Below are 21,673 nucleotides of genomic sequence, written 5' to 3'. Positions count from 1 at the left end.
CGAGGAGCGCGCGAGGCGGATTCGGGTGTGTCGGCGGATGTGGCTCGTGTGCGGATGGTCAGTTGATTCCGAACCAGCGGAGGGCTGCTGTTGTTGCGGCCGCCGCGATGACGATCACGACGAACGGTGCCCGTCGCCAGGCGAGCAGGGCAGCTACGGCGACGCCTGCAGGTAGTGCGAATCCAGCGAAGTCCCTGCCGACAAGGAGCGTCGATGTGGCGACCAGTGCCACGAAGATGACGGCGACGGCAGTGGTCATCACATTGTCGATTCGCGCGGAAATGGTGATTCGAGTGCGCAGGGCGGGTCCCGCGATGCGGAGCCCGTAGGTGCCGATGATCAGGGCGATGAGGGGAATCGTGAGGCTCATGCAGATTCCTTCCTTGCGGCAGGAGTATTGGACAGCATGGCCGGGACGACCGCGACCAGAGCAAGAAGCACGGGCAGCCCACTCGGCAAGAACATCGACGCGACGAGGGCGATACCCGCTCCGAGAAGGGCTGCGTTGCGAGTGGCTCTGTCTCGGAGGGCGGGCATGATCAGTCCCAGCAGAATCGCCGGGAATGCGGCGTCGAGACCGAGTGCGGCGGTATCGGTGATCGCTCCACCGCCCAGGGTGCCGATCAGGACGCCGATGTTCCACGTGACGAACAGTCCGATCCCGCACAGCCAAAACGCTGTTCGACGGTTGCCTTCGTCCTTCTCGGCAACACTGAAGGCCACCGCCTCGTCGGTGATGAGGTGGGTTCCGAGTAGCCGCTTCAGTGGGGAGACGTTCCGAAACACCTCCCCGATGGAGAAGCCGAGCGGAACCAGTCGGGTGTTGGCGAGCAAGGCGCTGGCCACTGCGGCAACGGGATTGCCGCCGGCCGCCATGATGCCGACGAAGATGAACTGGGAGGAGCCCGCGAAGACCACCAGTGACATCACGACCGGCAACCACAGGGGCAGGCCCGCGGCTACCGAGATGGCACCGAACGATGCCCCGACCAAGGCGTCGGCCAGGCAGACCAGTGCGATGTCGCGGAGATTGACCCCCTGGAGGGTTCGCCATGTCGAACGCATGGTCGTTATAGTGGACGATGTTAGGCTGTTCGTCAAATCAAACGCACGTACCGATGGAGTGAACGAATGGCGGATACCGGCCCACCGATCGCGGCCATCGCTGCTGCTCTGCAGCAGGAGAGGCGACGCGTCGGCCTGTCCCTCGCCGAAGTTGCCCGCCGAGCTGGTATTGCCAAATCGACTCTGTCGCAACTGGAATCGGGCACCGGCAATCCGAGTCTCGAAACCCTCTGGGCGCTCAGCGTCACCCTGGGCGTGCCGTTCTCCAGACTGGTCGAGCCCGCGAAGCAGTCGGTCCGCCTGATCCGTGCGGGAGAGGGGCCGAGATTCGCGTCGGACAGGGCGGACTACACGGCGACGCTGCTGGCGTCGTCTCCGCCGAACGCTCGGCGGGACATCTATCTGATCAGCGCGGATGTCGGCGAACCGAGGCGCTCGGACCCGCACTCGCCGAATGTCGTCGAGCATGTGGTGCTCAGCGCAGGACGAGCCCTGGTGGGTCCGACGGGTGAGGCCGTCGAACTGGCCCCGGGAGACTACGTCGCCTACCCCGGCGATGTGCCACACATCTTCGAGGCGTTGGAGCCGAACACCATGGCGGTGATGATCACCGAACACAGCTGACGGGTGGGAATAGTCGGCGGGGGTGCCTCGTTGGAACCCCTGACGGCGTTCGCTTGGCAAGCCCCGGGCCTCACCCCATTTGTCGCTACGAGCGACCACTCGCCGAGAGGCGTTTGCAGCGGACGTCGTCCCTACTTTTGTCCGTGTAGCGAAGGGACGAGTTTCATGGCAGCGAAGACATGGTTCATCACCGGTACGTCCAAGGGGTTCGGACGCGAGTGGGCGATCGCAGCCCTCGAGCGCGGCGACCGCGTGGCGGCAACCGCCCGCAACACAGACACCTTGAAGGATCTCGTCGAGCAGTACGGCGATGCGATTCTGCCGATCGAACTGGACGTGAACGACCGCGCCGCAGACTTCGCGGCAGTGCAGCAGGCCCACGACAAGTTCGGCTCACTCGACATCGTCATCAACAACGCCGGCTACGGCCAGTTCGGCATGATCGAGGAACTCTCGGAGGAGGACGCCCGCGCGCAGATCGAGACCAACGTCTTCGGTGCGCTGTGGGTCACGCAGGCGGCGCTGCCATTCATGCGTGAGCAGGGCAGTGGCCACATCTTGCAGGTGTCGTCCATCGGCGGAATCTCCGCATTCCCGAATGTCGGTGCGTACCACGCCTCCAAGTGGGCCCTCGAGGGATTCAGTCAGGCTTTGGCCCAGGAGGTCGAGGACTTCGGTATCCATGTGACGCTGATCGAGCCGGGTGGGTTCTCCACCGACTGGTCCGGCCCGTCCGCGAAGAAGTCCACCGACATCGCCGCGTACGACGCGATTCGTGACAAGGCCGCGAAACTGCGCAGTGCCCGGCAGGCAACTCCTGGCGATCCGAGCGCAACACGGTCGGCACTGCTGAAGGTTATCGATGCCGAAAAGCCGCCATTGCGAGTCTTTTTCGGCGAGGCTCCGCTGCAGATCGCGACGAAGGACTACGAGTCGCGACTGGCCAACTGGCGCGAATGGCAGCCCGTGGCCGTCGAGGCGCACGGGGGCTGACCTACAGCCACCCGTTCTCACGTGCGGACTTGATTGCCTCGAGACGACTGCTTGCGTCCAACTTGGTGATGGTGCTCGAGAGATAGTTGCGTACGGTTCCGGGGCTGAGGAACAAGCGTCCGCCGATCTGCTTGGTGGACAACCCTTGATCGACGAGCCGCAACACGTCGAGTTCGCGCTCTCGCAAGGGATTCGGCCCGGCGCGCAATGCTTCGGCGGCAAGCGCGGGATCGATTACGGTGTGCTTGGAATGCACAGCTTTGATGCCGGCAAAAAGGTGCACCGCGTCCGTGCTCTTGAGGAGATACCCATTCGCTCCAGCGGCCAAGGCATCGTGCACATGTCCGCTGCCGGGTAAGGCGGTCAGCAATAGAACTGGTGTGCGGTTGTCCGCAGCTCGAAGGGCCGCTGTCGCCTGGATACCCGTCATCCCGGGCATATCGATGTCCATCAGAATGACGTCGGGCCGGAGCCTGGTGGTGGCCTCGCAGACCTCGTCGCCTCGGGACACTCGTCCGACCACCTCGATGTCCGGGTCGGTGGACAACAACACCTCGAAGGCTTCGGCCAATAGAGCGACGTCCTCGGCAAGCAACACGGTGATCGTCATGCATCGGCCCCCTTCCGCGGGATTATTGCCACGACTCGAAACTCGGTGCCCGACGGCGTCTTACCGGCTGTGAATCTGCCTCCCACGTCCTCGACCTGACGGGTCAGTGCGGCAATCCCGGTTCCCGTACCTGCGTCGGTCTCCTCACGGGTGACGCCGTCGTTGGTGAACTCGAAGACGTCGCAGTCCTTCTCGGCGGTGACTCGAACGGTGCACCTGCGTGGGTGAGCATGCTTGAGCATGTTGGTGGACGATTCGCGTACGACGGCGGCGAAGATGCGGTCCACGTCGCTGCCCGGCGGGGCTTCCACCGAGGTGAGGCAGTCGATGCCCAACCGGGCACACATCGCTTCGACGGCTGCCAGCTCCGACACGAAGTCGTCGAGGATGGGTCCGCTGGTAATCCTCCTGAGATCGGCCTGACCACTGTTGAGAACGTCGTGCACATGCCCGAGCTGTTCGCGGGCCTTCTCCGGCTGGTTCTCGAACATCTGCAGTGCAGCCTGGTTGCGTAGCTGCGCGGTCACGAGAGTTCGGCCGATGACGTCATGCAAATCCCGCGAAATCCTATGGCGCTCAGCGTCGACCAGCAGTCGTGCGACCTGTTCACGAGACGCCCGCAAAGCATCGAGTGCCAGTGCAAGCTCGGTGAGTACGATCAGCACCACAGTCGTACACGTGTTGAACAACGTGATTCCGAACGCCTGTAGGGGGTCAGCGCGGTCCACGCCGACAGTGACAACGGTCGCAATGACGAACACACCGCCGACGACGGCTGGTGCCCAACGTCCACGTACCAAGGTCGCCGCGATCGCGACCGACATCGCGCTCATCTCCCATACCTCGGAAAGCGGGACGAGGACGATGCCGAGCGGAATTGCGATCCATGCCGCCACCGTCAGCCGGGAATCGACGCGTCCCAGTACCGACATGCGTTGCGTCAGCACCAGGATCACCGCAATGAAGACGACCATCGCTGCGGCGAGGAGAGCAAGCCAGTATCCGATGATCTGTCGATGATCGAACACGGTGGTGAGAGCGATGAATGTGAACAACGCGACGACGAACCAACTCGCAATGAACGCGACCAACGCGCTGGGGAACCGCTCGTCGCGTCGGGCATCGATTTTCTGCAAGGTCACTGCTGTCACTTTCTCCGGTGAGGAACCCACACACTATCGACGACGCCTCCGCGCAGGGCAACCGTGACCTGTATGTCACTGGCGTCCGGTCGCCCCAGCGAATCGGCGGACGGCGGCGAAGGAGAATCCGAAAAACCAGGCTGCGACGTTGATGAGGGCACCTGCGAGCGAGGCGTGGGATCCGTCGAGGTTGTAGCCGTCGGTCAGCGCGTAGCGGGCCAGTGTCGCGACACCGTAAAGCGGTGTCACCTGTGCGACGGCGAGCATGCCACCCGAGAGCGGGATGAAGATGTTGCCCAGGAAGGCGAGGCCGGTCATGACGACGCCGGGAACGTGGGTGACCACCTCGGGTGGCAGCAGCATTCCCAGCACGAGGCCGAGAGCGGAAAAGATGGCAGATCCGATCCAGGCCACGACGAGGCCGGTGATCCAGACGATCGCGTCGGCGCGGGCTCCGGTGAGTGCTCCGAGGATGCCGACCACGATGACCGGGATGGCCGCGTACACCTGGCAGGCAATGATGCGCGATGCGACGTAGCCGCCGGCACCCAAGGGCGACAGGCGAATTGTCCGCAGCCAACCGTTGGCCTTCTCGTTCGAGATGCCCGCGGCCCGCGAGATGGTGCCGATAGACGCACCGTAGACGGCGATTCCGATAATCATCCAGGCCTGAAAGTTGCCGTGCGGCAGGTCGACTCCGGCGCTGGGCTCGACGACGCGGAACAGGGCGAGGTAGAGCACGGCGGGCAGCGCGACGGTGAAGATCAGATTCTGTGGGGTGATCTGCCTGCGGATGTCGTGCAGTACGAAGGTGTGGTGCAGGCCGCGGCGGGGGCGTAGTGAGGTTGTGGTGGTCATCGGATGTCCTCAGTTCTGGGGGGTGCGGTCGGTCAGCGCGGAGAACGCTTCGTCGAGTGAGGCCGACACGATCGCGATATCTGTCGCGGAGGTCGACGTGCTCAGTGCGCGCACCACGGGATCGGTATCGGTGCACACGAAGCGGAACCGGCCGTTGGCGAGTTCCTGCAGCCGCGAGCCGGTCTGCCCTGCAACGAATTCGGCCTCGGAGCGTGGCAGGTTGGCGTCGACGGTCCGATTTGAGACGGTGGCCTTGATCTGGGCAACCGTGCCGTCGGCGACGAGGGCTCCGTCGACGATGACGACGATGCGATCGGCGAAGTCCTGTGCCTCTTCGAGGTAGTGGGTTGCGAACATGACGGTGGTGCCGTTGGCTGCCTGTGCGTGCATCGCCTGCCAGAAGTGCTTGCGTGCAGTGACATCCATACCGGCGGTCGGTTCGTCGAGCAGCAGCAGTTCGGGGTCGGACAGGAGCGCGAGAGCGAACCGCACCTTCTGCTGTTCGCCACCAGAGCATTTCGATACGCGTCGATTCACCAGTTCACCGAGTCCGGCGCGTGCGATCGCGGCGGCAGGATCGGCCCCGATGTACAGCGAGCCCATCATCGCGACCAGTGCGCCGACGGTGACGTCCGGCAACAGTCCACCGGACTGCAGTACCGCTGCGCTGCGTCCTGTCGACGCGGCGGTCAGCGGGTCGGTGCCGAGCACCTCGATGGTGCCGCCGTCCGGTTCGGTGAGTCCGAGGATCATGTCGATGGTCGTGCTCTTGCCTGCGCCGTTAGGCCCGAGAAACGCCACAACCTGCCCGCGGGGAATCGAGAGGTTCAACTCGCGAACGGCGCGGAACTTCGAGCCCGTGGAGTCGCTGAACGACTTGTGGACACCGGTGGCGTGTACCGCGAGTGCTGTCTCGGTACCCACCGCCTCGGTGCGAGTCGAATTCTGCGTGATCATCTGCAATTCCCTTCGCTCTGTCGTCAGTGCGTCTTCGGTCGTGTACTTCGGCGACACATCGGACTCTTCACCTCGGAGAAAGCGCAGGTCAACGCGAAATGGCACGTCGTTTTCGCCGTCATGACGAACTGCTGACAACTGTCATGTGCATCTATGGACCAGGTGTCACGTGAGTGCCCCGATGCCGAGATTGACGCCCTTCGCGGGGATTCACACCGCCTGGAGCGGGCGTGAATGACGATGAAGGGCGTGGATTGGGTAGTGGACTTATCGTGGCGTGATGGAAATCGGATTCGACGCGGGTTCGTATACGGTCCGCGAGGTAGAGGGCGGCGATGGTCCTGAGGACTTCCTGGCGGTGTTCAACAGCAACCCCGAGTTCCTCGACGCGAGTACGTTGCACACCGGTGTCACCGCATTCACCACGGAGGATGTCGAGAAGTTCTTGTGGCACAACACGGTGATGGAGAATTCGCATTGTTTGGCGATTCGTGTCGCAGAACGAATGGTGGGAGTGGTGACGTTGCTGGTTCCGCATCCCCGCGAAGGTCAACCGTGGGTGGGGAGTCTGATCGTCGACGCCGACGAGGGCCACGATCGTGTGGCGAATCCCGTGCTGGCGCAGCTCGAGCGCATTCTTGCGGCACAGGGGTGTACCCATGTGTTCGTGGGTCCGATGGTGAGCATGGTCGAGAGCATCGGATGGTGGCGTTCACACGGCTATCTGCCGGTCGAACGGCGACTGGACAACGACAAACGCGAGGTCGAAGTCCATCGAAAAGCGTTGCGGTGCTAGCTTCCCGGAGTGAGTGCGGTGATGTTCGCAGACGTCTGGGTGTCGGCAGCCTCGGTCTCGTGGAAGTAGCGCCGAAAGAGCATCCGCATCGACTCGATAACGTCGATGTGCTGCTGAAGAATCACGTCGAGAGAGCGATCGGTGCCGGTGGCTTTCGCGAGGAACTTGTCACGTAGCGCCTGCGCGGACGGTAAGTCACCCCAGGAAGCGACTACGGCCAGCTTTTTCGCGTCGATCTTCATCTTGTCGAGATGCTCGAGGTAAGTGACGCAAGCGGCGTCGCATTTCGCGGCCACATCGGCTGGAATGGTGATCATCCCGGCTTCCGCTTGAGCGTTGAGGCCCTGCCAGTGGGCGATGAGGTTCGGATCGGCGTCGGTCATAGTCTGAACATCCTCGGATTGCAGGTCTAGTCGGGTAGCTCGGAATCGAGGCTGGCGGTGAGTTCGCTGAGTTCAGTGCAAGGGTCGTACGGTACGAGATCGACCAATGCGCTCGTGTTCAATGTCGTCATGATCAGTTCTGTCCCAGCAGTGAAGGCAGCGCCACAATTGAGGGACGCATCTGCACCGACCTGCTGATATTGAGTGGCGTCGCGTGTTCCCACTCGGACGGACTGGAGTCGGTCGAACTTGCTCGGATCGTCGATGTAGTCGATACCTTCCAATCCGACGAATATCGAGAAGTAGTACTTGCTATCCGATGGCTGGCTCTCCCAGCCACAGATCTTGAATCCGTTTTGATCCCGGCCGAACACTCCCGACTCCTTGGTGGCGACGTTCAATCCCGCTCGCTCGATGGCCTCGTCGGGGATGGTGCAGGGATCCCATGGCGTAGCTGGTGCCGCGGCGGTGGTGGTCTGGACCCCGGGTGACGCCTGACCTGCAGTGGCGCCTGAGCAGCCAGTGAGCAGCACAAGCACCAATGCTGCCGGCATCCATCGACGTGCTCCACGCATTGCCTCACCTGTTCTCGCGAAAGTCCCATCTCCTTGGACGCAGGCCAGCTGTCATCGGTTCCCGGGACGGTCGAGCTGGGATTCACGCCCTTCGTGGGGATCCACGCACCGCCGACGGGGCTTCCTTGACAATCCCGGGCGTGGATCGCAGTGCCGCCATCGTAGGTACCTCGCGCGTCGTGGACGGTAGGGCTGGCCCCCGAATATTGGGTAGTGCGTGCGTCACTGTGTGGTGTCGACGCAAAAGGTTCGATGACTGCATGATTCGAAACAGTGCAGTTGCGGTTCGACTCGACGGGGTACGGAAGGTGCACGGCGAGGGGCAGCGTGCGGTGACCGCTCTCGACGGGGTGTCGATGGACTTCGGGCGGGGCAGTTTCACGGCGATCATGGGCCCGTCGGGCTCGGGTAAGTCGACTTTGCTGCACTGCGCCGCAGGTCTCGAACGCCCGACCGGTGGCACCGTCACTATTGCGGGCTCCGACATCGCTCGATTGGACGAGACGGCACGCACCGAATTGCGCCGCCGTCACGTGGGTTTCGTCTTTCAAGCGTTCAATCTGGTGGGTTCGTTGACTGCCTCGCAGAATGTCGAGCTACCTGCGCGGTTCGCCGGGCGTCGGGTACCGGCGCGCGAGATCGCAGCAGCGCTGGCAGCGGTGGGGCTCGCGGATCGCGCGTCGCATCGTCCCGCGGAACTATCGGGCGGTCAGCAGCAACGCGTCGCCTTGGCGCGCGCGCTCATCACTCGGCCGGACGTTCTGTTCGCGGACGAGCCGACCGGTGCGCTGGACTCTCGTGCGTCCAAAGATGTTCTGTCCCTGTTGCGTACGCTCGTCGACGATCATGAGCAGACCACGTTGATGGTCACGCACGATCCACTCGCGGCCTCCTACGCCGACGCAGCGATCTTTCTCGAAGACGGCCGAATCGTCGACTCGCTGGAGATCGAACGCGGACGGCCGGACAACTCCGCCCTGATCGCGGCACGGATGGCCGGACTGGAATCGTGATGCTCGCAGCGGCGAACCTCCGCACGCAGTGGAGAAGCTTCCTGGCTGCGTTGCTGGCCACGACCTTCGGAGTCGCGGTGATCAGTGCGACGCTCATCGTCTACGACTCCTCCCGGCCGGTGGTGCAGCCGCGGCTGGAGGGTGCTGCAGTACTCGTTCTGCCCATGCAAGCCGACAACGAATTCGGCAACACGGCGGACTTCGTTCCGTGGAGCGCGAACCGAGCCCGACAGATTGCTGCCGATCTCAGCGCAGTGCCAGGAGCGGAGGCTGTCGTCACGGACAGGTCGTTCTATGCACAGCCTTTCATCGACGGCGTGCCGGTCGAGGACGAGGGAGCACAGGACGCCGGGCACGGTTGGTCGAGTGCGCAGTTGACGCCCTATCGGTTGATATCAGGTGCAGCACCGGCACGATCCGATGATGTCGTTGTCCCGAGTTCCCTCGGCCTCACGGCCGGCGACTCGGTCTCGATCAACCTCGCAGCGGGAGCAACGAGTTTCACGGTGTCGGGAACACTGGACGGCCCGGCAATCTACTTCACGGACGGTGTTGCGGCCCAGCTCGATCCCGGTGTTCGAGCGATCGGCATCGTAGCGTCCCTCGATGCAGGCATCGACGAACTCGCGAGGGCGGCCGCAGAACGACTCGGTGATCGAGGTCGGGTTGCCACCGGTGCCGATCGCGCCGCGTTGGAGCCCGAATTCGTCTCACACAGGCGAAATCTGGGCAACCAGCTCATCATCGCGATGTCCACGATCGGCCTGTTCACGACGATTTTCGTCGTCGGATCGACTTTCGCGCTCACCACGGCCGAACGCCGACGGGAGATGGGCCTGCTTCGGATCGTCGGTGCTGCAACGGGGCAAGTTCGGTGCATGGTGCTCGGTGAGGCCGCCGCAATCGGTCTCATCGGTGGTCTGGTCGGTGCTGCCATCGGCACAGTGGCAGCTCCCGCCCTGCGGATACTGCTGTTGAACCTCGACGTCCAACCACCGCACTTCCGTCTCCAGATCTCGGCGTGGCCCTTGCTGGTGGCCGTGGGAGTCGGAGTCTGCGTGGCGGTGATCGGTGCGTGGGCGGCCGCTGGATCGGCGACCCGAGTCGCTCCGATGGAGGCACTGCTCGAGGCCGCTGTGGAACGACGTCCGATGACGCCACTGCGCTGGATCGCTGCACTCGTCGCGCTCACCGGTGGTCTGGGTGCGACGGTTCTGACAGCCACCGCGGCAACGGACAGCAGAGTCAACGTTGCCGTCGGTGCAGCCATGCTGCTGATCCTCGCTGCGGCGTTGCTCGCACCGGTGGTGATCGGACCGATCGCCGATACGGTCGTTCGGCTGCTCGCGAGTCGATCTTCGTCGGCGGCAACGATGCTCGTCAGGGCAGAATTGAGCACGGGGACTAGGCGTGCGGCCGCTACGGCCGCGCCCGTCATCGCTGCCGTCGGCTTCGCGGTGTTGCTGAGCGGAATTGTGCAGACCATGGCCGCCGCGTACCCGGCCGAGCAGGCCGAGCAATTGCACGGCCTTGCGCTCGTGACACCCGATGGAACCGCGGGTCTGAGTGATCAGGTGGTCGCCGAAACAGGTGCCGGACCCATAGGAACTCGCGCTGGACTACCTACCCGTGTGTTCGTTCCTGGAGCGCAGGGCGGCGTCACCGTCGTCGACGCCGTGGGCAGCCTCGACGAGCGGTACGCCGCCCCGGGTACGGCAGTACTGGACGAGTCGACCGCGAGCCTGCTCGCTGTGCAGGGCGGCGAGACGATGTCGGTGACATTCGCAGACGGGCGATCCGAGAGCGTGGTGGTGTCGCAGGTGCTCCCGCTCGACCCCGCTCGTGGACAGTTCGTGCTGCCCCGAGACCTGGTACGCGAGCATGATCCGTCGGCCTTGACCGACGCCGTGTTCGTCCCGGCCGACCGCGCACCGACACACCTGACCGCAGGTGCCAGGGTCGAGGACGCCTACAGTTTCGCGTTGGACGACTATATGGTCGACGCACGCCTCACCAATTGGCTTGCAGCCGTGCTTATCACGATGGCCGTCGGTTACAGCGGGCTTGCGGTGGTCAACAGCATGGCGATGTCGGCGCATCGACGCAGGCCCGACACCGTTGTGCTGAAGCTGTCCGGTGGCACCGACCGACAGCTGATGTCGACGGCCGTCGGCGAGACTGCTGCGGTTGTTCTGATCGGCGCTGCGCTCGGTCTGATCGTCACCGTACCTCCACTGTTGGCCATGGCCGCCGGCCTGTCACAGGTGACGGAAACCGAGGTGGGCCTGCACATCGAGTGGTCGACAGTGCTCGAGGTGGTTGGGGGATGCCTGGTTCTCGCCACGGCGGCCACCGCTGTGGTGGTTCGACGCGGACTTCGAGCGCGGACCGGAGTCTCGGGCGGCTGAGACTGCCCACGACCGCCACTACCCCTGGGGGTGAACTCGAGGTTCATCGAATGAAGGACTGAACGACATGACCGGTGACACCGAAAGCATCGCGTTGGTACTGAACCGTCTGCGGCGTGCGCGGGGTCAGCTTGAAGGAGTGATTGCCATGATCGAGAGCGGTCGCGACTGCAAGGACGTCGTCACCCAACTGGCCGCGGTATCGAAGGCGCTCGACCGCGCAGGCTTCAAGATCGTCGCCACCGGACTTGTGAGTGCATCACGGGAGCGGGCACAGGCGAGAAGACGAGCGAGGCGGAACTCGAGAAGCTGTTTCTGGCCCTCGCCTGAGAGTCTCTCCTCCTGCCCCCTGACAGACCGGCATCTGTTTGGCATGGTGGAGGGATGCAGCGGCGCGTGGGCGAGAGTTGGTCCGCGGGACCGGTCTCAGGGGTAACCCCTGGGTGCAACACGAGAATCGAGCACTGCGTCCGAAGCAGCTCGGCACGCTCCGCGTGCTTGACTGCTCCGAGGACGAAAGATTTCGGTCGCCCCGTGCCGTTGCATGTCACAGCGTTGCATTTCTATTCGCTGCACTCGATCGGTAGCCGCCTGTGACCGAACGCGAATTGACCCCACAGGCGGCCGCGACTCTGGCGCGGTTGGCCGCCGATGCCGAATGGACGCGCTCGGGGCTGGAGGTGGCGTTCGCACGTCTCGTGCCCGCCAAGGCGTCGTGGTTGGCGGATCGCATCATCAATCTGTATCCCGGCCCGCCCTTCGGTGAGGCGTCGATCTTCGTTCTGCTGCGCGATCTCCCGTTCATCGCGGAGCCCTCGGTGTCCTCGCAGCGACCCGCGAAGCTCAGCGGAGACAAACCCTGGCGATTCGAGGTACCTCGGTACGAGACCACCGGCCAATTGGCGCGGTCGCTGGACTTGACGATCTCGGAAATCGAATGGTTCGCCGATCTGCAGGGCAGGCTGCGCACCGCGCCGTTCCCGCTGCAGCACTATCGATCTGCGCGACTCGACAAGCGTCAGGGCATCAGATTGCTGGAGGTGCCGAAACCGCGTTTGCGTGAGATCCAACGAAAGATACTGCGGCGCATCCTCGATCGAATCCCTGCTCACCCGGCCGCACACGGCTTCCGGAAGGCACGCAGCCCCCGGACGTTCGCGATACCGCATTCCGAACGCGACGTGGTCATCTCGGTGGATCTCCGACGCTTCTTCCCGTCCATCGGGTTCGACAGAGTGGCCGCGATCTTCGAGGCCGTGGGCTATCCGCGGACGGTTGCGAAGACTCTCGCAGCCCTCTGCACGACGGTCACCCCGGCATCCGAACTGACCGGAATGGATCGTCCTACCGCTGCCAGGCTTCGTGCCACACATCTGCCGCAGGGCGCCCCCACGTCACCCGCCTTGGCGAATCTGGCTGCGCGACAACTCGATATCCGAGCCACCGGTCTGGCCCGATCCGTAGGTGCCCGCTACAGCCGATACGCCGACGATCTGGCGTTCTCCGGTGGTGCAGACCTCGATGTCGACCGACTGCTGTGGCTGATCTCCCAGATCGCTCACGACGAAGGATTCACGATTCATCCCGACAAGACCAGGGTCAGGCGCGCTCATCAGCGACAGCAGCTCACCGGGCTCGTCGTCAACTCGTGGCCTGCAGTGCCCCGAGAGGAGTACGACTCTCTCAGGGCACTGTTGCACAATTGTCTCTCCACCGGACCCGCTGCGCAGAATCACAACGGCCTCAACGACTTCCGAGCTCATGTATACGGACGCATCGCCCGAATCGGCGAGACGAACGAAACGCGTCGAGCGAAGCTACTGAGCATGGCGTCGCAGGTGAACTGGGATTGAGCAGCCTCAGACGGCCCGCACCCTGAGCAACACCCCGGTCTGCGGGTACAGCACCGGTAGTGCCACACCTGCCCAAGCCAACATCGACCCCGACAGCTCGACCACTCCGCCGTCGGCGATCCACGGTGGTAGCTCGATCCCGTTGCCGGAATCACTCAGTGCATGAACGAATTCGACGCGGTAGCGCACGGTCGGATCGAGGCCGGGAAGTCGGACTCGATCGGTGCGGTCCTCGGCCGAGGTATCCATCCGCACTATCGAATACGCGGCCTCCGAGCAGTCCGCTGCCACGACGCCGTGCACCCAGACGCTCGGGTCGGGATGGTCGGCGCGTACCACGTCTCCGGTGTGGAGCAGGCCGCGCAATTCCTTGTACAAGCCGGTCCACGCTGCCAGGTACTCGTGGTCCTCGGACGAGAGCTCGGTGACATCCATCTCCAACCCCGCATGACCGAACAGTGATGTCAAGCAACGGAACTGAAGAGTGGACCACCGGCCCGACGTATGTGCGATCTGGGGCCCGACGTGCGAGCCGATCAGCTCCGGCGGCAACAGCTGCGTCGTCCACCGTTGCAGGCGTTGGCGTTCGAGCGGATCGTTGGTGTCGGACGCCCATACCCGGTCGGTGTGTTCGAGTACCTCGAGGTCGACGCGCGCCCCGCCGGATGCGCAGGACTCGAATTCGACGCGGGGATGCCGGGAACGCAACGCGTCCAACAACCGATAGAACGCCGATGTCTGGGCATGCACCGCAGCGCGTCCGTCGGAGTCGACCGCCAGCATCAGGTCTCGGTTGTGGTCCCACTTCACGTAGTCCGGCCGCTCGGTGGTGAGTACCGCATCGATCGAGGTGAGCAGGTAGTCGAACACCTCGCCGCGGGTCAGATCCAGCACGTGCTGATGACGCCACTCCAGCGGGATCCGCCCCGGCGCCGCCAGCAGCCAGTCCGGATGCGCCCGAGCAATATCGGAGTCGAGATTCACCATCTCGGGCTCGAACCACAGGCCAGGGCTCATGCCGAGCGCGCGGACGTGATCGAACAGCGGGGCCAGCCCGTCGGGCCAGACGCCCTCGTCCACCTGCCAGTCGCCGAGGCCCGCTCGATCGTCTCGCCGGTGGCGGAACCAGCCGTCGTCGAGAACGAATCGTTCGACGCCCACACGCGCGGCGACGTCCGCGATGCCGCGAAGCCGTGCGAGATCGTGGTCGAAGTAGACGCCTTCCCAGACGTTCAACACCACCGGTCGAGGCGAGGTGGGATGTGCGGGTCGGGATCGCATCCATCGGTGCAGCGACTGCGCCGAACCATCCAGTCCTGCAGCAGAATACATGAAATGCACCCAGGGCGTGGAGTAGGTTTCCCCGGTCTCCAGTACCACCTCACCGGGCGCGAGCAGTTCACCGCCACCCAGCACACCGGAGGCCTGACCGGCCCGCTCGGGAAGCCGCTCGGCCAGATGCAGGTGATCGCCGCTCCAGGCGACATGCGCACCCCACACCTCGCCGCTACGAAAGCCGAAGCCTTCACTACCTGCGGTGAGAACCAGGGTGGCGTCGTGCCCGGTGCGTCCGCGGCGTGAGGCGCGCACGGTCGAGCCGTGATCGAACCGTCGTCGCTGCGGGGTACGTTCGCGGCAATGCCGTCCCGTCAGGTCGAGTAGTTCGGTTGCAGTGTCCGGCAACGGCATCAGCGTCACGACGCCGTCGACGGTCAAGGGTCCGCCGGAGACGTTTCGCACGTTCTGGCGAACACGCAGTGATCCACCGACCTCGAGCGACAACTCGATCGACCACGAGATACCCAACTCACCATCGGAAGCGTCTACAACACAACCGAATTCGGTAGAGGCAATCTGCACGTCCGCCCAGCGGGGGTACTGCACGGTGCCGGAGCGGTGCAATGCCAGAGCCGGTGTTCCCTGCCAGGCGTCGTCGCCGCCGGGTGCGAGGGTGAGCCACCGGGGTACATCCACACTCGAGTGCGGGACAGCGGGGATTGCGGCCCTTCGTAGCTCGGTGAGGTCGTTCTCGGACAGCTCGCCCAGATCGGTACCCCAGTGCAGCACAGCCGGAACGGCGGTGGACGACGGGCCGAGGATCACCATGACACCGTCACGGCGAAGGACGGAAAAACTCACTTGTTGGCACCCATCGTCAGACCGGACACGAAATGGCGTTGCAGCGCAACGAAAACGAGCACGGTCGGTAGTGCCACCAGTACCGAGCCCGCGGCCAGCAGGTTGGTGTCGGTGAAGAAACTACCCTGCAGATTCTGCAGCGCCGTCGTCACCGGGAGCTTGTCTCCGCTGACCATCAGGGCAAGAGCCCAGAAGAAGTCGTTGTAGATCCACGTCACCATCAGTGTCGCGAGAGCCGCGAGCGCGGGACGGCACAGCGGCATCACCACCTGCCAGTACTGGCGGAACAAGCTCGCTCCGTCGACGGTGGCGGCCTCGAGCAGTTCGTGCGGAACGGTCTTCATGTAGTTGCTCAGCACGAACACACAGAATCCGGTCTGGAACGCGACGTGCACGATGATCAGACCCCAGTAGCTGTCGTACAGCGAACCTGAGGAACTCATCCAGTACGGAACGGGAATTGCGTTGTACAGACGGAAGAGTGGCGTGAGCAGCGTCTGCTGGGGCAGCAGGTTGCCTGCGATGAACACAGCGAGCATGAAGATGTTGAACTTCCAGCTGAATCTGGCCAGGATGAACGCCGCCATCGAGCCGAAGAACAGGATGAGCAGTACCGATGGCACGGTGATGATCAGCGAGTTGAAGAAGTAGTGCGGGATTCCGCCGATCTGCCACGAGTCGATGTAGTTGCTGAATGTATAGCCGCCGACGGACAGGTATCCGTTGAGCAACACGTAGTCGTAATCGCGGAACGAGTTGTACACCGCCCACACGAGCGGGAACATCCAGACGAGCGCCATGACGGTCAGCAGTACGTAGATCGCGATCTGGGCGGTGCCTGCACGCCGACGGTTGGCGACGGCGGCGCGGTTGCGGGTCAACGGATCGCGCTCGGGAGGTGCTGTGCGGGTGAGTGAAGTGGTCATCAGTCTTTGCTCCGAAGAACGATGGCGAGGTACAGGGCGATGAAGACGAGAGAGATGAGAAGCATGACGGTCGCGAGGGCCGAGCCGAAGCCGATGCGGCCTGCTTCGCCGACGACGTTGGCCGTGACCAACGCCGATATCAGTTCCAATCCGTTTCTGCCCCTGTTGATCACCCAGACCAGGTCGAAGGCGCGTAGTGCCTCGATGACAGTGATGACGACGATGAGCAGATTGGTGTTCTTCATCAGCGGGAAGATGACGCTGAAGAACGTGCGGATCGGCCCAGCGCCGTCCATCACCGCAGCTTCACGGACGGACGGATCGATGGCCTTGAGGCCGGCCAAGTACAACAGCATGATGTAGCCGGTGTGACGCCACCCTGCGGCGACCATCACGGCCCAGATGTTGATGTCCGGGTCGCCGAGCCAATCGACGTCGGTACCCAGCAGGCTGTTGAGAACACCGCCCTCGGTGGAGTAGATGAGCTGCCAGATGAAGCCGATGAGGGCCATCGACAGCACCACGGGTATGTAGAAGATGCTCTGGTAGAGCCGAGATCCCTTGAGGTTCTTGTCCAGAAGGATCGCCAGCAGGATGCCGATGACGGTGGGGACGAGGAACAGGAAGACCAGCCAGAGCACGTTGTTGTGCAGGGCCTGTTGGAACGGTGGGTACGCCTCGACTGCATCGACGTAGTTCCTCGTGCCGATCCACTCGATGCTCGACGTGCCGCCGATGCCGTCCCAGCGGGCGAACGACAGGATCACCGTGAAGATCGTCGGAATCCAGACGAGACCGATGACGATCAGCGCGGGGACTCCGAGCATGAGCGCGATGGTCCACTTCTCGCGAACACTGCGCCGAATCTTCGGCGACTTGACCCGTTCGGGTGCGGTCATGGCATTACCTGATCTCGATGTCGAGTGGATGGTGAGGGTCGAATCGCACTGCGCACGATCATGTTCCGAACACCGCCGATTTCTGGCGCTCGATACTGCGTACCAGGCCGTCGACATCGTTGGGGTTGCCGATGAACTGCTGCAGGGCCGGAATCATGACGATGGACGCGAAATCGGGACGGGTGTCGCGGTCGAAGAACTGGGTGATCTCCTCGGCGTTCTGCACCAGATCAGCCGATTTGCGTACCAGCGCAGGGAAGCTCGACAGGTCGGCATCACGGTGAGCGGGAATGGCCTGCGGATCCTGCTTCGCGTAGGCGACGGCAGGGTCGGGCCCCGTCATGTAGGTGAGGAAGTCCTCGGCCCCCGGACGGTTGCGCGGATCGGTGCGCATCATGAACCCGTCCATGGGGGCCTCGACCGTGGATGTTCCGACGGCGGAGTCGAGTTCGGGGAAGGTGAAGAAATCCAGATCGTCGCGTTCGGCACCGGCGGGGAAGCTCTGGGCGACGAACATGCCGGCGACGAGTGACCCGACGCTCTTGTTCAGCAGTGCCATCTGCGCATCGGCGATCTTGCGGCCCAGTGGCTGTGGCTGGTGGAACGGCAGTAGTTCACGCCAGGTGTCGAACACCGAACGCACGCGATTGTCGGTCCAGCTCACGTCCCCGGCGAGCAGGGTTCGGTGGAACTCGACGCCGTTGAGCCGCAGATTCAGGTAGTCGAACGTTCCGAACGGTGGCCATCCGTCGCGGGCACCGAAGCCGATCGGGGTGAGGCCGTCGGCCTGCATCTGCTTGCTCAGCGCCACCCACTGGTCGTAGGTCGCCGGGGGCTCGTACCCACGCTCGGCCCAGAGGCTCGGCCGGTAGAACACCGCCCACGGGTAGTAGAAGAACGGGATCAGGTACTGCTTGCCGTCCATGCCGGTCGAGTTCTCGCGGAAGCTCTCGTTGAAGCCGCCGCCGTGGTTCGCCCAGATCGGCGACAGGTCCTCCACCAGACCCTTCTCGGCGAAGTACTTCACCCGATACCCACCCATCCAGGTGACGACGTCGTCGGGCGTGCCCTGAAGGTAGTTGTTGACGTTCTCCTGGAAGGACGTCGAATCGACAGTGTTCACGGCGAGCTGACGCCCGGTCTGCTGTCGGTACATCGCGACGAAGTCCTCGACACCAAGCTTGGAGTTGGGGTCGGACAGGCGTGACCCGAGCGTGGTGACGTTCGGATCGACGCTGTTCGAGCATGCCGACAGCGCGCCACCTGCGGTGATCGCACCCGCGGCGACGAGCGCTGACCTGAGGAAGTCGCGTCGGGACGGCTGCCACGTGCGCGGCCACTCGTGTGGGTTCATGGAAGTCCTTCGACGAGAAGTATCGATAACGATCAGAAGTGAACATGGCCGCTGTGCGTTCTGCGGTGTTCGGCTGACCATTCGGGGTGATGCAGGTTACAGAAACACGACGATACGGCGTCTGTCAAGCTCCTTGAGGCCCGTTCACCTGCATCAGTACGAAAATGTTCATTCATGTTGACATCTGAGAAAGCCTCGTTCATATTGTGAGCATGGACACAGCGCGACGCAGCACCTGGCCGACCCAGGGAATCTCCTTCGGCGGCGACTACAACCCCGAGCAGTGGCCCGAGGACGTGTGGCGACGCGACGTCGAGCTGATGCACGAGGCCGGCGTCGACTTCGTGACCGTCGGCGTCTTCTCCTGGGCGCGCCTGCAGCCGACCGCGACGACGTGGGACTTCGAGTGGCTCGACCGCGTCATGGACCTGATGCACGAGGGCGACATTCGCGTCGACCTGGCCACCGCCACCGCGTCGCCCCCGCCGTGGTTGGCCACTGCGTACCCGCAGATGCGCCCGGTGGACGAGCGCGGCTACCGCTACGCCATCGGCAGCCGACAGACGTGGAGCCCCAGTTCCGCTGTGTACCGCGAACATTCACTCACGCTGGTCGAGAAGATGGCGCACCGCTACGGCGAGCACCCCGCGCTCGCGATGTGGCACGTCTCCAACGAACTCGGCTGCCACAACGCCCTGTGCTATTCCGACGACAGCGCGCATGCGTTCCGAGAATGGCTCAGCGCCAGGTACATCGACCTCGAGACCCTCAATACCGCCTGGGGCACCGACTTCTGGAGCCAGCGCTACAGCGACTGGGACGAGATCGTTCCCCCGTCGGTGAGCACCACGTTCGGCAATCCCACGCACCAACTCGACTGGCGCCGTTTCTGCTCTGACGCCCTCCTCGAGCAGTACCGCGCCGAGAAGGCCGTGCTGAACCGGATCACCCCGGACGTGCCGGTCACCACGAACTTCATGGTGGGCATGGGCCAGGGCCCCGCGCTCGCAGGCAACATGGACTATGCGTCCTGGGCCCCGGAGCAGGACATCGTCTCCACCGACCACTACCTCGTCGGCCCCGAGACCGGCGACGGCGCAGCGCATCACAAGCTCTCGTTCTCGGCCGACCTCACTCGCGGTGTCGCCGGCCGTCGACCCTGGTTGTTGATGGAGCATTCCACCAGCGCCGTCAACTGGCAGCACATCAACCGCGCCAAGGTCCCCGGCGAGATGATGCGAAACTCACTGGCCCACATGGCCCGCGGGGCAGACGGTATCGCCTACTTCCAGTTCCGCGCCTCCAAGGCCGGGGCAGAGAAGTTCCATTCGGCTCTGGTGCCGCACGCAGGCGAGGACTCCGCTCGCTGGCGCGAGGTCGTCGAGCTCGGCGCGGCTCTGCGTCGTATGGCTCCGGTGGCAGGAAGCACCGTCGATGCTCGGGTCGCCGTGCTCTTCGACTGGGCCTCGCAATGGGCGTGCGAGCAGGAGGGCCATCCGTCGATGGCCATGCAGCCCATGGAGATTGCCCGACGCGTCCATCACGGATTCACCTCCGCAGGCGTGACCTGCGACGTCGTTCCGTCGTCGACGGACCTCAGTGGCTACGACGTCGTCGTCGTGCCTGCTCTGTACCTGTGCAGCGACGAGACCGCAGCGCGGATAGCCGACGCGGCCGACGGCGGCGCGCAGGTACTCGTCACCGCTTTCTCGGGAATCGCCGACGAGGACGACCACGTGCGACTCGGTGGCTACCCGGGCGCATTTCGCGAGCTGCTCGGCGTTCGCGTCGAAGAGTTCTTCCCACTCGCAGACGGCGAGACGCTGACTCTCGACGACGAGACTCTCGGTGAGATCTGGAGCGAATACCTCACCACGACCGAGGACGTCGATGTGCTGGCGCGCCATACCCAGGGGCATCTGCGCGGCGTTCCCGCGCTGACCAAGAACACCGTCGGCACCGGTGCGGCCTGGTACGCGGCCACCGTTCCCGACGCGGCAGGCTGGGCGACGCTCGCCGACAAGCTCTGCGCCGCAGCCGGTATCGACACCCGACGCGATCTCGGATCGGATGTGGAGATCGTCCGACGGTCGGCGGGGGAGCAGTCCTGGCTGTTCGTCCTCAACCACGGAACCGACAAGGTCAGCGTGCCTGCCTCGGGTACCGATCTGGTCAGCGGCGCACAGATCGACGGCGAACTCATCGTGGCCGCAGGCGGCAGTGCTGTGATCGCCGAGAACCGCTGATGCTCGCCCACCAGCGTCAGCAGAAGATCCTGGACCAGGTCACGGCCGAGGGTGCGGTCAAGGTCGCAGATCTCGGTGCCGCACTGTCGGTGTCGGACATGACCATTCGGCGCGACGTCAACGAGCTCGTCGCTCGTGGTCTGGTCGAGCGGGTGCACGGCGGCGTGACGCTGCCGCGATCGGCGAGTGTGTTCGAGCCGGGGTTCTCGGCCAAGTCCGAACTCGATCGAGATGCCAAGGCCGCCATCGCCCGTGCCGCTGCACGATTCGTGCGGCCCGGGACATCCATCGGCATCTCCGGTGGCACCACGACGCACGCACTCGCGCAGGAACTGCTCGACGTTCCTGACATCACCGTCGTCACCAACTCCCTGCCCGTCGCCGATGTCTTCCACACCGGTGGCCGGTCGGATCAGACCGTGCTGCTCACCGGTGGGCAGCGAACGCCGTCCTATGCGCTCGTCGGACCACTCACGGTCAGTGCACTGCAGAGTATCCACCTGGACATGCTGTTCCTCGGAACACACGGGGTGGACATCGAATCCGGGCTCACCTGCCCCAATCTCATGGAAGCACAGACCAATCAGGCACTTGTCGCATCGTCCCGACGCGTCATCGTGCTGGCCGACCACACCAAATGGGGTGTTCGCGCGCTCGCCAACACCATCCCGCTCTCTCGCGTCGACGTGTTCGTCACCGATGCCGGACTCGACCCCGGCGCTCACGAAGCGTTGTCCGAGGCGGTCGACGACGTGGTGATCGCCGGAGAGCAATCCGCCGACACGAACGAGGAACGAGCACTCGATGACCGCGCATGACGCCACGACGCACT

Annotated in this window: 20 protein-coding genes and 1 pseudogene; 9 read left to right on the top strand and 12 right to left on the bottom strand. The window is 64.0% G+C overall.

Annotated features, from left to right (window positions below):
- Nucleotides 1–58: 58 nt before the first annotated feature.
- Both CH275_RS07325 and CH275_RS07320 read right to left on the bottom strand, forming a co-directional pair.
- Nucleotides 59–370, bottom strand: coding sequence for an AzlD domain-containing protein (locus CH275_RS07325; RefSeq protein WP_094676641.1), 312 nt, complete (start codon nt 368–370; stop codon nt 59–61).
- Nucleotides 367–1,065 carry an AzlC family ABC transporter permease gene (locus tag CH275_RS07320; RefSeq protein WP_094676639.1) on the bottom strand — a complete coding sequence of 233 codons (699 nt, stop codon included), beginning with the start codon at nt 1,063–1,065 and terminating at the stop codon, nt 367–369. The genes CH275_RS07325 and CH275_RS07320 overlap by 4 nt, the downstream gene beginning before the upstream one ends.
- Before the next feature lie 66 nt (nt 1,066–1,131).
- Here CH275_RS07320 and CH275_RS07315 point away from each other — a divergent pair, with 66 nt between their 5' ends.
- Both CH275_RS07315 and CH275_RS07310 read left to right on the top strand, forming a co-directional pair.
- Complete coding sequence (locus tag CH275_RS07315) at nt 1,132–1,689, top strand: helix-turn-helix domain-containing protein (RefSeq protein WP_032378835.1); 558 nt, start codon at nt 1,132–1,134, stop codon at nt 1,687–1,689.
- Between the two features lie 165 nt (nt 1,690–1,854).
- Nucleotides 1,855–2,682, top strand: coding sequence for an SDR family oxidoreductase (locus tag CH275_RS07310; RefSeq protein WP_094676637.1), 828 nt, complete (start codon nt 1,855–1,857; stop codon nt 2,680–2,682).
- 1 nt (nt 2,683) lies between these two features.
- Here the strand turns inward: CH275_RS07310 and CH275_RS07305 are convergent, their stop codons facing one another.
- From CH275_RS07305 to CH275_RS07290, 4 genes are all read right to left on the bottom strand, one after another.
- Nucleotides 2,684–3,292 (bottom strand): response regulator transcription factor, encoded by a 609-nt coding sequence (locus tag CH275_RS07305; RefSeq protein ID WP_094676635.1) that lies wholly within the window; start codon nt 3,290–3,292, stop codon nt 2,684–2,686.
- Nucleotides 3,289–4,434, bottom strand: a complete 1,146-nt coding sequence (locus CH275_RS07300; RefSeq protein WP_143546705.1) for a sensor histidine kinase — start codon at nt 4,432–4,434, stop codon at nt 3,289–3,291. The genes CH275_RS07305 and CH275_RS07300 overlap by 4 nt, the downstream gene beginning before the upstream one ends.
- Before the next feature lie 75 nt (nt 4,435–4,509).
- A complete protein-coding gene (locus CH275_RS07295; protein ID WP_094676631.1) occupies nt 4,510–5,292 on the bottom strand; it encodes an ABC transporter permease in 783 nt (260 codons plus the stop codon).
- A gap of 9 nt (nt 5,293–5,301) precedes the next feature.
- Nucleotides 5,302–6,249 carry an ABC transporter ATP-binding protein gene (locus CH275_RS07290; RefSeq protein WP_094677267.1) on the bottom strand — a complete coding sequence of 316 codons (948 nt, stop codon included), beginning with the start codon at nt 6,247–6,249 and terminating at the stop codon, nt 5,302–5,304.
- A 280-nt stretch (nt 6,250–6,529) separates the two neighbouring features.
- Between CH275_RS07290 and CH275_RS07285 the strand changes: the two genes are divergently transcribed.
- On the top strand, nt 6,530–7,045 hold the full coding sequence (locus CH275_RS07285; protein WP_094676629.1) for a GNAT family N-acetyltransferase: 516 nt from the start codon (nt 6,530–6,532) through the stop codon (nt 7,043–7,045).
- Here CH275_RS07285 and CH275_RS07280 read toward each other — a convergent pair.
- Together CH275_RS07280 and CH275_RS07275 are read right to left on the bottom strand one after the other, a co-directional pair.
- Complete coding sequence (locus CH275_RS07280) at nt 7,042–7,428, bottom strand: hypothetical protein (protein WP_094676627.1); 387 nt, start codon at nt 7,426–7,428, stop codon at nt 7,042–7,044. The genes CH275_RS07285 and CH275_RS07280 overlap by 4 nt on opposite strands.
- A 26-nt stretch (nt 7,429–7,454) precedes the next feature.
- Nucleotides 7,455–8,003 (bottom strand): DUF3558 domain-containing protein, encoded by a 549-nt coding sequence (locus CH275_RS07275; RefSeq protein ID WP_256990903.1) that lies wholly within the window; start codon nt 8,001–8,003, stop codon nt 7,455–7,457.
- A gap of 260 nt (nt 8,004–8,263) precedes the next feature.
- Here CH275_RS07275 and CH275_RS07270 point away from each other — a divergent pair, with 260 nt between their 5' ends.
- From CH275_RS07270 to CH275_RS07255, 4 genes and pseudogenes are all read left to right on the top strand, one after another.
- Nucleotides 8,264–9,016 carry an ABC transporter ATP-binding protein gene (locus CH275_RS07270; protein WP_094676623.1) on the top strand — a complete coding sequence of 251 codons (753 nt, stop codon included), beginning with the start codon at nt 8,264–8,266 and terminating at the stop codon, nt 9,014–9,016.
- Nucleotides 9,016–11,424, top strand: a complete 2,409-nt coding sequence (locus CH275_RS07265; protein ID WP_179276058.1) for an ABC transporter permease — start codon at nt 9,016–9,018, stop codon at nt 11,422–11,424. The genes CH275_RS07270 and CH275_RS07265 overlap by 1 nt, the downstream gene beginning before the upstream one ends.
- Nucleotides 11,425–11,491: 67 nt before the next feature.
- Nucleotides 11,492–11,754, top strand: a pseudogene (locus CH275_RS07260) (metal-sensitive transcriptional regulator).
- 263 nt (nt 11,755–12,017) lie between these two features.
- Entirely contained in the window at nt 12,018–13,277 is a 1,260-nt protein-coding gene (locus CH275_RS07255; RefSeq protein WP_094676621.1) for a reverse transcriptase family protein, read from the top strand.
- A gap of 6 nt (nt 13,278–13,283) precedes the next feature.
- Here the strand turns inward: CH275_RS07255 and CH275_RS07250 are convergent, their stop codons facing one another.
- From CH275_RS07250 to CH275_RS07235, 4 genes are read right to left on the bottom strand one after another with little or no spacing between them, the layout of a single operon-like run.
- Entirely contained in the window at nt 13,284–15,416 is a 2,133-nt protein-coding gene (locus tag CH275_RS07250) for an alpha-galactosidase (protein ID WP_256990902.1), read from the bottom strand.
- The gene (locus CH275_RS07245; RefSeq protein WP_082073862.1) at nt 15,413–16,342 is read right to left on the bottom strand and encodes a carbohydrate ABC transporter permease; all 930 of its coding nucleotides are present in this window, start codon (nt 16,340–16,342) and stop codon (nt 15,413–15,415) included. The genes CH275_RS07250 and CH275_RS07245 overlap by 4 nt, the downstream gene beginning before the upstream one ends.
- The gene (locus CH275_RS07240; RefSeq protein WP_045197906.1) at nt 16,342–17,241 is read right to left on the bottom strand and encodes a carbohydrate ABC transporter permease; all 900 of its coding nucleotides are present in this window, start codon (nt 17,239–17,241) and stop codon (nt 16,342–16,344) included. Before CH275_RS07240 ends, CH275_RS07245 begins: the two co-directional genes overlap by 1 nt.
- A gap of 58 nt (nt 17,242–17,299) precedes the next feature.
- Entirely contained in the window at nt 17,300–18,595 is a 1,296-nt protein-coding gene (locus CH275_RS07235) for an ABC transporter substrate-binding protein (RefSeq protein WP_094676619.1), read from the bottom strand.
- Between the two features lie 212 nt (nt 18,596–18,807).
- Here CH275_RS07235 and CH275_RS07230 point away from each other — a divergent pair, with 212 nt between their 5' ends.
- A complete protein-coding gene (locus tag CH275_RS07230; protein ID WP_094676617.1) occupies nt 18,808–20,841 on the top strand; it encodes a beta-galactosidase in 2,034 nt (677 codons plus the stop codon).
- Nucleotides 20,841–21,659 (top strand): DeoR/GlpR family DNA-binding transcription regulator, encoded by an 819-nt coding sequence (locus CH275_RS07225; protein WP_094676615.1) that lies wholly within the window; start codon nt 20,841–20,843, stop codon nt 21,657–21,659. The genes CH275_RS07230 and CH275_RS07225 overlap by 1 nt, the downstream gene beginning before the upstream one ends.
- Nucleotides 21,660–21,673: the final 14 nt, after the last annotated feature.

Source organism: Rhodococcus sp. 06-235-1A (assembly GCF_002258785.1).
Classification (GTDB): domain Bacteria; phylum Actinomycetota; class Actinomycetes; order Mycobacteriales; family Mycobacteriaceae; genus Rhodococcoides.
The sequence above is the reverse complement of the archived record's forward strand: the minus strand, read 5'-3'. Positions and strand labels throughout refer to the sequence as shown.

Excerpts from the sequence above, each read along its gene's own strand:
- CH275_RS07270 (WP_094676623.1), top strand. The coding sequence starts at position 8,264 with ATGATTCGAAACAGTGCAGTTGCGGTTCGACTCGACGGGGTACGGAAG.
- CH275_RS07225 (WP_094676615.1), top strand. The coding sequence starts at position 20,841 with ATGCTCGCCCACCAGCGTCAGCAGAAGATCCTGGACCAGGTCACGGCC.
- CH275_RS07325 (WP_094676641.1), bottom strand. The coding sequence starts at position 370 with ATGAGCCTCACGATTCCCCTCATCGCCCTGATCATCGGCACCTACGGG.
- CH275_RS07275 (WP_256990903.1), bottom strand. The coding sequence starts at position 8,003 with ATGCGTGGAGCACGTCGATGGATGCCGGCAGCATTGGTGCTTGTGCTG.
- CH275_RS07230 (WP_094676617.1), top strand. The coding sequence starts at position 18,808 with ATGGACACAGCGCGACGCAGCACCTGGCCGACCCAGGGAATCTCCTTC.
- CH275_RS07290 (WP_094677267.1), bottom strand. The coding sequence starts at position 6,249 with ATGATCACGCAGAATTCGACTCGCACCGAGGCGGTGGGTACCGAGACA.
- CH275_RS07245 (WP_082073862.1), bottom strand. The coding sequence starts at position 16,342 with ATGACCACTTCACTCACCCGCACAGCACCTCCCGAGCGCGATCCGTTG.
- CH275_RS07315 (WP_032378835.1), top strand. The coding sequence starts at position 1,132 with ATGGCGGATACCGGCCCACCGATCGCGGCCATCGCTGCTGCTCTGCAG.
- CH275_RS07285 (WP_094676629.1), top strand. The coding sequence starts at position 6,530 with ATGGAAATCGGATTCGACGCGGGTTCGTATACGGTCCGCGAGGTAGAG.
- CH275_RS07305 (WP_094676635.1), bottom strand. The coding sequence starts at position 3,292 with ATGACGATCACCGTGTTGCTTGCCGAGGACGTCGCTCTATTGGCCGAA.
- CH275_RS07295 (WP_094676631.1), bottom strand. The coding sequence starts at position 5,292 with ATGACCACCACAACCTCACTACGCCCCCGCCGCGGCCTGCACCACACC.
- CH275_RS07280 (WP_094676627.1), bottom strand. The coding sequence starts at position 7,428 with ATGACCGACGCCGATCCGAACCTCATCGCCCACTGGCAGGGCCTCAAC.
- CH275_RS07320 (WP_094676639.1), bottom strand. The coding sequence starts at position 1,065 with ATGCGTTCGACATGGCGAACCCTCCAGGGGGTCAATCTCCGCGACATC.
- CH275_RS07310 (WP_094676637.1), top strand. The coding sequence starts at position 1,855 with ATGGCAGCGAAGACATGGTTCATCACCGGTACGTCCAAGGGGTTCGGA.
- CH275_RS07265 (WP_179276058.1), top strand. The coding sequence starts at position 9,016 with ATGCTCGCAGCGGCGAACCTCCGCACGCAGTGGAGAAGCTTCCTGGCT.
- CH275_RS07235 (WP_094676619.1), bottom strand. The coding sequence starts at position 18,595 with ATGAACCCACACGAGTGGCCGCGCACGTGGCAGCCGTCCCGACGCGAC.
- CH275_RS07240 (WP_045197906.1), bottom strand. The coding sequence starts at position 17,241 with ATGACCGCACCCGAACGGGTCAAGTCGCCGAAGATTCGGCGCAGTGTT.